Source organism: Blautia coccoides, from assembly GCF_034355335.1.
In the GTDB taxonomy this organism is placed as follows: domain Bacteria; phylum Bacillota; class Clostridia; order Lachnospirales; family Lachnospiraceae; genus Blautia; species Blautia producta.
The window spans coordinates 2,440,500-2,447,500 of the sequence record NZ_CP136422.1 but is presented as its reverse complement, the minus strand read 5'-3'; the positions used below and the strand labels follow the sequence as shown (position 1 = coordinate 2,447,500).

The window sequence follows — 7,001 nt, the reverse complement described above, 5'->3', positions numbered from 1 at the left end:
CCCTCTGCTGTGCCTGACTGACGCCCCGCACCTCGCCCGACAAACCGACCTCGCCGAAAATCAGGGTATCCGGGTCCACCGTTCTGTTCCTGTAGCTGGATATGATAGCCGCCACGATTCCCAGATCAATAGCCGGCTCCCCCAGCTTCATTCCGCCCGCAAGATTGACGTATGCATCACAGTTTCCCAGTGCCAGGCCTGCACGTTTCTCCAAAACTGCCATAAGTAAATTAACCCGGTTATAGTCAATACCCACAGAAGTTCTTCTGGGCAGACCGAAATTAGTCTTTGTGACCAAAGCCTGGATCTCGATCAATATGGGACGTGTTCCCTCCAGAGAGCACACTACCACAGTCCCTGACGCATCTGTAGGACGGCCGTTCAGCATGACCTGGGATGGGTTTTTCACCTCCACAAGCCCGCACTCCTGCATCTCAAATACGCCGATTTCATTGGTGGAGCCAAAACGGTTCTTCACACTCCTGAGGATCCTGTAAGACGCATGTCTATCCCCCTCGAAATACAGTACCGTATCCACCATATGTTCCAATACACGGGGTCCCGCCACACTTCCATCCTTTGTCACATGTCCCACAATGAATACAGATATTCCCATTCCTTTTGCAATCTTCATCAAAATACCTGTGGATTCCCGGACCTGGGAAACGCTCCCCGGTGCTGAGGACACTTCCTCATTATACATGGTTTGGATCGAATCAATGATGACTGCCTCCGGCTTTTCATTTTCTATTGTTGTGCTGATGGCCTCCAGATTCGTCTCACAGAGAAGGCGCAGATTCTCATTGAATACTCCGATACGCTGTGCCCGCATTTTTATCTGTTGGAGGGATTCTTCTCCTGATATATATAAGATTTTATGGCCTGAATCAGAAAGCAGTTTACATACCTGCAGAAGAAGCGTGGATTTTCCAATTCCAGGGTCTCCTCCCACCAGTACCATAGAGCCTTGCACCACACCGCCGCCCAGTACCCGGTCTAATTCGTCCATACTGGTCCTGATCCGGTTGTCCTCCCGGATATCTATCTCAGAGAGCATCATAGGTTTGCCTGCACGGCCGCCCGCTGCACCGGGGGCAGTCTGCCCTGGGCCTTTTTTCGTCCCCTGGGAAACAGTCTCCTCCACAAATGAATTCCACTCCCGGCAGCCGGGACACTGTCCCATCCATTTTGCGGATTCATATCCGCAGTTCTGACAGAAAAAAACTGTCTTTTTAGCCTTTGCCATATGCTTGTCCTTTCCGTTACAAAGATAAAACGGGCCGGAGCACCACACTCCGACCCGCTGCTTTTAAGCTAAATCACTGTCTTATCAGGCTGTACCCATGCTTACAGCTTCTTAATATTTACAGATACCTGCTCGGACTGCTCAAGCTCAACGCTGAAGGACAGCTTGCCGCCCAGATTCGTCTTCATCTGACCTGCATTCACTCCATCTATGGTAATCGCATACTCTGTATCTTCTTCCAGTTCGACGGTGATCTGAGCATCATTGGGACCTTCTACCAAAAAGCTCATACCGTCCTCCATCACATCAAGATCCAGAACCGCAGTTCCCGGAACAGATTCATACACGAACATGCCATTGCGCTCCAGCTTGGTAATTTCATTATATGTCTTTACTTTATACATGTCTCCGTCATGCTCAAAGTCGGATAGTTTGGATTTTGCCGCCAATTCATAATTTCCAAAGCTGATTTTTCCGTTTTCCTCTGTTCGTATTAACTCTTTTACTACTGACATCTCAATGTCCTCCCACTTATGTCTTTCACCGAGGCAGAAAATGTCTCCACGCCTTCCGGTGTCTTTGGTTATATTTTTCAATGGAAACCTTATATGCATGTTACCATAATTCGTAATCTTTTTCTAGTCATTCGGCTGATTTACCACAAATTTTATTCCCTGTTTAGAAATGCCAAGAGTTACCTCATCGCCCTCCTTGATCTTTCCTTCCAGGATCTCCTCTGCCATGGCGTCCTCGATCTTGTTCTGGATGGCACGTTTCAGCGGTCTTGCACCATACTTTGGATCAAAGCCTTCCTTGGCAATAAGCTCTTTCACACTGTCGCGTACCTTTAAGGTGATGTTCATCTGGTCTTTACAGCGTTTTACTAAATCTTTCAGCAGGATTCCCACGATCTTCTTGATCTCGTCTTTATTGAGGGTGTGGAAGACGATGATCTCATCAATACGGTTCAGGAACTCAGGTTTAAACATACGTTTTACCTCTTCCATGACCCCTTCCTTCATCCTCTTGTAATCCTGTTTTTCATCTTCCACTGCTCCAAAGCCCAGTTTCTTCGGCGATACGATGGCCTGGGCGCCTGCATTGGAGGTCATGATGATGATGGTCTCCTTGAAGTCCACTTTTCTTCCCTGGGCATCTGTAATGTGACCGTCATCCAGCACCTGAAGCAGGATATTGAACACATCGGGATGCGCTTTTTCAATTTCATCGAAAAGAATAACGCTGTATGGATTTCTCCGTACCTTTTCACTGAACTGACCACCCTCTTCATATCCCACATATCCAGGCGGTGAACCGATCAGTTTGGATACACTGTGCTTTTCCATATACTCGGACATATCCACACGTATCATGGACTGCTCGTTTCCGAACACTGCCTCTGCCAGTGCTTTGGACAGCTCTGTCTTACCCACACCGGTAGGTCCCAGGAGCAGGAAAGAACCGATCGGGCGTTTGGGGTCTTTGAGTCCCACGCGGCCTCTCTTCACCGCTTTTGCCACTGCAGTTACAGCTTCGTCCTGCCCCACCACACGCCTGTGCAGTATCTGTTCCAGGCGGGCAAGGCGCTTTGATTCTCCCTCAGCCAGCTTTTTCACCGGTATCTTGGTCCATTCAGAAACCACCTCTGCTATGTCTTCTGTCTTTACCACCAGCTTCTTGCTGCGGCACTGCTTTTCGTAGCGCTCACGAACCTTATTCAGCTCTCTCTCGGCTTTTTCCTGCTCTGCCTGAAGTTCCTTCGCCAGATCAAAATCCTGGGCTTTTACGGCCTCCTCCTTGGCTGCATAGATACGGCGGAGATGATTTTCTGTCTGAACGATCCCCTCCGGTGTCTTATAGCCGGCAAGCTGTACCTTGGACGCTGCCTCGTCAAGTAAGTCAATGGCTTTATCCGGCAGGAACCTGTCGTTGATATAGCGAATGCTCATGGCCACAGCCGCTTCAATGGCTGATTCCTCAATAACCGCCCCGTGATGCTTTTCATAATAGGGCGCAAGGCCTTTTAATATCTCCACAGCCTCCTCTTTTGAGGGCTCCTCCACCATGACAGGTTGGAATCTCCGCTCCAGCGCGGCATCTTTTTCTATATACTTCCTGTATTCCTCTATGGTTGTGGCACCGATAAGCTGAATTTCGCCTCTGGAGAGAGAAGGCTTCAGGATATTGGATGCATCCAGGGCACCTTCCGCGCCGCCTGCCCCTATTATGGTATGCAGCTCATCGATAAACAGAAGGATTCCTTTGTTGTTCATGACTTCCTGTACAACTTTTTTGATCCTCTCCTCAAATTCTCCTCTGTATTTGCTGCCTGCCACCATTCCTGACAGATCCAGCACAACCACTCGTTTATCCAGCATATTCTCCGGCACAAGCCCCCACACGATCCGCTGTGCAAGCCCCTCTGTGATCGCTGTCTTGCCCACTCCGGGCTCACCGATCAGGCAGGGATTGTTCTTGCTTCTTCTGCTCAGTATCTGGATGATCCGTGAGATCTCCTTTTCCCGGCCAATGACAGGGTCCAGTTTCCCCTCCTGTGCCATCTTGGTAAGGTCACGGCTGTACTGATCCAGAGTCGGCGTCTGGCTTCCTGTGGATGCTTTCATCAGATTCCCGCTCTGCAGGTCCTCCTTGGGTATCATCTTATCCTTTCCCATGGCTTTCAGCACGTCCAGGTAAAGCTGCTGTATATTGATCCCCAGGGTATGGAGTAGTCTGGTCCCCACACAGTCATATTCCTTCAGCATAGCGATGAGGATATGCTCCGTGCCAATGACACCTCCGCCGAGGCTGCCCGCTTCCTCTCTGGCTTTATCTAAAACCCGCTGCGCTCTGGGTGTATATCCCTGGGGGTTCTCCAGCGCCACATCCCCCTGAGGGGCGATCAGTTTATCGATCAGCGCCAGCAGTTTCATTTCTTCCACACCGTCTTCCGCCAGTACCAGCCCTGCTGTTCCCGCCGTCTCTTTCAGCAGTCCCACAAGCAGGTGTTCTGTACCCACATAGTTGTGGCTGCGTCCCTCGGCAGTTTTCTCAGCGGCTTTCAGCGCATTTACTGCCTGCTTTGAATAACGTTCTTTCATGCAAGTCTCCTTATTATACTCATATTGCAGCGATCCTGCGCCTTCACAGATGCCGGATCGTCACTCATATTCTTCATAGATTTCATCTATCAATTCATGTACCTCTGCCCTGGAAATATTCCTGCAGCTTCCTTTTGCCAAAAGAACCCTGAGTTCTTCCTTCATCTCTTCCAGAGCACGTATCTTATCCGCATCTACGGAGATAACAGCGCCTCTTCTTCTGTCAATGGTGACAAAACCCTCCTGTTTTAAAACAGAATAGGCTTTATTTACCGTATGCATATTTATGCCTATGGTGTCAGCCAACTGTCTCACAGAAGGAAGATTTTCACCCTCCTGAAGCTTGGAGGTGGCAATTCCCAAAATGATCTGATTACACAGCTGAACGTAGATTGCTTCCTCACTGCTGAAATCAATTTCTATCAACATTCTTCCACCTGCTTTCTCTTTTGGAATTTGTTATATATAGAATAGCACAAATGAAGGTTCTGTTCAAGTGGATGGTCAAAAAAAGGAAACGCCCTGCATCTGCAGCGTTTCCTTTTCATTAGAATAAAAGAGTCTTATTTAGTAACCGTTCAGCCTTCCACTGTCCCGCGAGGTGCTGCCTTGCATTTGCAAGGCAATCTCCAGGAGCCACACGCCAGACCGCGGTTTGTACAGACTGTGCGCATGCTTTTGTTGCTATGAAGCCGAAAGGCTGAATAGTAACCTTATTTATGCCTCGTCGATGGCTTTTCCAATATCATTTCGCATATATTTGTTATCAAAAGAAATCCACTCCACTGCTTTATAAGCATTTGCACGGGCCTCCTTCAAATCTGCGCCCTTTGCCGTCACACCCAGAACACGGCCTCCGTTTGTAACGATCTGGCCGTCTTTAAATGCGGTTCCCGCATGGAATACATAGTATCCGTCTTTGTCTTTGAAGGTATCTAGACCTTTGATGGGAAATCCTTTTTCATAGGATACCGGATATCCGTCAGAAGCCAGAACTACACAGACTGCCGCATTGTCTTCAAACTGCAGATCGATCTCGTCCAGTCTGCCGTCCACACATGCCTCGAATACATCCACAATGTCATTTTTCAGTCTGGGGATCACAACCTGTGCTTCCGGATCGCCGAAACGAGCGTTGTATTCCAGGACCTTCGGTCCTTTCTCTGTGAGCATAAGTCCGAAGAAGATGATTCCCTTAAACTCTCTTCCCTCGGAAGCCATTGCGTCCACTGTGGCCTGATAGACATATTTTTCGCAGAACTCATCCACCTCTTTGGTATAGAAAGGACTTGGTGAAAAAGTTCCCATACCACCTGTATTCAGACCCTGATCACCGTCCTGTGCGCGTTTATGGTCCTGTGCGGAAGTCATAGTCTTGATAGTCTTTCCATCCACAAAGGAGAGCACGGAAACCTCACGGCCTGTCATGAACTCCTCTACAACCAGGGTATTGCCCGCAGAGCCGAATTTTTTATCCAGCATGATGGTTTTAACGCCCTCTTCTGCCTCCTCCAAGGTATTGCAGATCAAGACGCCTTTTCCAAGCGCAAGGCCGTCAGCTTTGAGCACAATGGGGAATTCTGCCTTTTCGCGCAGATATTTTAAAGCATCCTCCGCGTTCTCAAAATTCTCATATGCCGCTGTGGGGATATTGTATTTTTTCATCAGATCTTTTGAAAATGCTTTGGAGCCTTCCAAAATAGCCGCATTTTTTCTGGGCCCGAATACACGCAGCCCCTCTTTCTCAAAAACATCTACAACTCCGCCCACCAGCGGGTCATCCATTCCCACAACTGTAAGGTCAATGGCATTCTCCTTTGCAAATGCAGCCAGCTTTTCAAACTCCATGGCCTTAATATCCACACACTGGGCATACTCTGCGATTCCCGCATTGCCGGGTGCGCAGTAAATCTTATCCACTTTTGGACTCTGTGCCACTTTCCATGCAATGGCATGCTCTCTTCCGCCGCTTCCGATAATTAATACTTTCATATTGCCCCTTTTCCTTCCGTTCACTCTTTTGTTTTCACAATACCGTTTTCCACTGTTATCCTGTCATTCGCGATCAGATCGATCGCTTTTGGCATGATGACCCACTCCGCTTCCTCCATGACTCTTCGCTGCAGGATCTCCGGGGTATCGCCCTCTTCTACATTCACCGCTTTCTGCAGGATGATGGGTCCTGTATCTGTACCCTCATCTACAAAATGCACGGTAGCTCCGGTCACTTTTGCTCCTCTTTTCAGAACAGCCTCATGGACCTTAAGCCCGTAATACCCGGTCCCGCAGAAAGCAGGGATCAGTGCCGGATGAATGTTGATGATCTTATTTGGAAAAGCTTTTACCATGATCTCCGGGATCACCACAAGACAGCCTGCCAGCACGATGAGGTCCGGCTTGTAGGACTGCAGGGTTTCAAGAAGGGCCTGATTAAAAGCTTCTCTGTTCTCATAGCTTTTCGGGGATACACAGCAGGCCTCGATTCCATGGTTTTTAGCGCGCTCCAGCGCATACGCACCGGGATTATTGCTGATAACCACGGTAATCTCCGCATTGGTGATCGTTTTATTGTCAATGGCATCCATTATGGCCTGCAGGTTTGTGCCGCCGCCGGATACCAGAACTGCCAGTCTCAGCATCGTCTTACCAGCCTT

Annotated in this window: 6 protein-coding genes (1 of these 6 only partly in view); all 6 read right to left on the bottom strand. The window is 48.9% G+C overall.

The genetic code is table 11. The annotated features are described in order from the left end of the window. Window positions 1–1,246, bottom strand: partial view of a DNA repair protein RadA gene (gene radA, locus BLCOC_RS10830; RefSeq protein ID WP_018596707.1) — the 5' portion only. 131 nt of this gene lie to the left of the window's left edge; the window shows 1,246 of its 1,377 coding nt (coding positions 1–1,246); the start codon lies at window positions 1,244–1,246; its stop codon lies beyond the left edge, outside the window. Between the two features lie 101 nt (window positions 1,247–1,347). Continuing rightward, window positions 1,348–1,761 (bottom strand): hypothetical protein, encoded by a 414-nt coding sequence (locus tag BLCOC_RS10825; RefSeq protein ID WP_018596706.1) that lies wholly within the window; start codon window positions 1,759–1,761, stop codon window positions 1,348–1,350. A 123-nt stretch (window positions 1,762–1,884) separates the two neighbouring features. After that, window positions 1,885–4,347: an ATP-dependent Clp protease ATP-binding subunit gene (locus BLCOC_RS10820; RefSeq protein WP_115625286.1), complete on the bottom strand. Its 2,463-nt coding sequence runs from the start codon at window positions 4,345–4,347 to the stop codon at window positions 1,885–1,887. A 60-nt stretch (window positions 4,348–4,407) separates the two neighbouring features. Then, the gene (locus BLCOC_RS10815; RefSeq protein ID WP_018596704.1) at window positions 4,408–4,776 is read right to left on the bottom strand and encodes a GntR family transcriptional regulator; all 369 of its coding nucleotides are present in this window, start codon (window positions 4,774–4,776) and stop codon (window positions 4,408–4,410) included. A 288-nt stretch (window positions 4,777–5,064) separates the two neighbouring features. Next, window positions 5,065–6,339, bottom strand: coding sequence for a phosphoribosylamine--glycine ligase (purD, locus tag BLCOC_RS10810; RefSeq protein WP_029469590.1), 1,275 nt, complete (start codon window positions 6,337–6,339; stop codon window positions 5,065–5,067). A gap of 20 nt (window positions 6,340–6,359) precedes the next feature. After that, window positions 6,360–6,986, bottom strand: coding sequence for a phosphoribosylglycinamide formyltransferase (purN, locus tag BLCOC_RS10805; protein WP_115625285.1), 627 nt, complete (start codon window positions 6,984–6,986; stop codon window positions 6,360–6,362). Window positions 6,987–7,001 lie beyond the last annotated feature (15 nt).

Coding starts and splice junctions, on each gene's coding strand:
- BLCOC_RS10825 (WP_018596706.1), bottom strand. CDS start 1,761: ATGTCAGTAGTAAAAGAGTTAATACGAACAGAGGAAAACGGAAAAATC.
- BLCOC_RS10820 (WP_115625286.1), bottom strand. CDS start 4,347: ATGAAAGAACGTTATTCAAAGCAGGCAGTAAATGCGCTGAAAGCCGCT.
- BLCOC_RS10815 (WP_018596704.1), bottom strand. CDS start 4,776: ATGTTGATAGAAATTGATTTCAGCAGTGAGGAAGCAATCTACGTTCAG.
- purD (WP_029469590.1), bottom strand. CDS start 6,339: ATGAAAGTATTAATTATCGGAAGCGGCGGAAGAGAGCATGCCATTGCA.
- purN (WP_115625285.1), bottom strand. CDS start 6,986: ATGCTGAGACTGGCAGTTCTGGTATCCGGCGGCGGCACAAACCTGCAG.